The 1,806-nt window shown below is 73.0% G+C and carries 2 protein-coding genes; one reads left to right on the forward strand and one right to left on the reverse strand.

What is annotated here, in order from left to right; genetic code table 11:
* Positions 1-75 precede the first annotated feature (75 nt).
* Positions 76-1,323, reverse strand: a complete 1,248-nt coding sequence (locus tag PLL68_RS14710; RefSeq protein ID WP_324535361.1) for a glycoside hydrolase family 3 N-terminal domain-containing protein — start codon at positions 1,321-1,323, stop codon at positions 76-78.
* 87 nt (positions 1,324-1,410) lie between these two features.
* Here PLL68_RS14710 and PLL68_RS14715 point away from each other — a divergent pair.
* Positions 1,411-1,806, forward strand: a 396-nt coding sequence (locus tag PLL68_RS14715) for a nucleoside hydrolase (protein WP_324535363.1), incomplete at its 3' end; no start/stop codon positions are given.

The following is a 1,806-nucleotide window of genomic DNA, read 5'->3' on the forward strand; positions in this document are numbered from 1 at the left end:
TGGGCGATATGACGCACGTGGATCCGACGGGTGGGCGACGACGTTCGCTTCCCGCTGGCGGCGGCGATCCCTCGGTCAGGGGGTCGACGTGGAGCAGGGCAGCAGGCCCATCCGCTCCTTGAGGGTGAGCACCCGCGCGACCGACGCGTCGACCTGTGCGGCGAAGCCGGCATCCGCCGCCGACTTCGCGGCCAGCGCCTCGAGCATCTCGTCGGCATCGGACGCCGCACCCGTCAGCACGATGTCGCCGCCGGCGCCGATGTGACGCACCGCCCGGTCACCGACCGGCACCGCGTCCAGCGCCTGCGCGTTGACGTCGTCGGTGATGACGACACCCTCGTACCCCATCTGCTCGCGCAGCAGTCCGGTGACGATCTTCTCCGAGAACATCGCGGGGTTGGCCTTGTCGAGCTTGGGGTAGCGGGCCGAGGCCATCATCACCAAGCCCGCGCCGGCCTCGATGCCGTCGGCGAACGGCTGGAGGAACGGGTCATCCGTCGTGGCCACCGAGTCGGTGATGCCGGTCGCCGAGAAGTCGGTGTTGTTGCGCACCCGCCCGAGCCCCGGGAAGTGCTTGACCGTGCCCTCGACGCCGCCCTCGAGCATCCCCTCCAGGAACGCCGTCGCCGACCGCGACACCGCCTTCGGGGTCGAGCCGTACTGCCGCCCCCAGCGCCCGATCGGCTCGTTGTCCTTGCCGATCTCCTTCGGCACCGTGTCGGTCACCGGGGCGAGGTTGACGTTGACCCCGGCGGCCTTGATCTCCTTGGCCCAGCCGGTCGCCTCACGCGTCAGCTCGGCGGGTGACATCTGCGCCTGCTTGGACGCCGTCGGTGGGCGGGTGAAGCCCTCGCCGCGCAGCTGGTGCACGACGCCGCCCTCCTGGTCGGCCGCGATGAGCAGCCCCACCCCGCCGGTGGCCTCTGGCGAGACCAGCCCCTGCAGGTGCGTCGACGTGCGGGTCACCTTCGGCGCGCCCTCCCACCCGCCGAGGTAGATGACGTTACCCACGTGCTCCTTGGCGACCAGGTCATCGAGCGAGTTCAGCGGGGCGTTGGTGTCGAAGCCGACCATGAGCAGCTGCCCGAGCCGCTGCTGCGCCGACAACGACTCGAAGGTCGTCGCCACGCACCCGGCAGGCGATGCGGATGCCGTCGCGCTCACCGTCGGCGTCGCGCTCACGGTCGCGCTCGCCGTCGCCGACGGAGTGGCCGGTGGCGACGACACGACCGAGGCCGCCCCGGGGTCCGGGCTGCCCGAGCACCCGGCGACCCCGACGACGATCATGGTGGCCAGGGAGCCCACCACTGCACGCGTGCCCACTCGGGCACGCTCGCGGGATGGCCGGGACGTCGCAAAGGTCACCGCACGACGGTACGCGACGGCACGGCATCCGCCATGATCGAGCCCATGCCGACCCTGCCCGTGATCCTCGACGTCGACACCGGCGTCGACGACGCCTGCGCGCTGCTCCTCGCCGCGCTCCATCCCGCCCTGGACCTGCGCGCCGTCACCTGCGTCGGGGGCAACGCGCCGCTCGCCGACGTCGTGCGCAACACCCTCACGGTGCTCGAGACCGCCGGCCGCGGGGACGTGCCCGTCGGGGTCGGCGCCGCTCGCCCGCTGCTCGAGGACCCGGTCGACGCCCGGCACGTCCACGGCGCCGACGGCATGGCCGACCTCGGGATGCCGGCCCCGACCCTCGCGCCGGACCCGCGCCCCGCGCTGGACCTCCTGCGCGACACCATCACCGCCGCGGCCGATGCCGGTACACCGGCCACGGTCGTGCCGCTCGCCCCGATGACC

Source organism: Ornithinibacter sp., from assembly GCF_035443565.1.
GTDB lineage: Bacteria > Actinomycetota > Actinomycetes > Actinomycetales > Dermatophilaceae > Fodinibacter.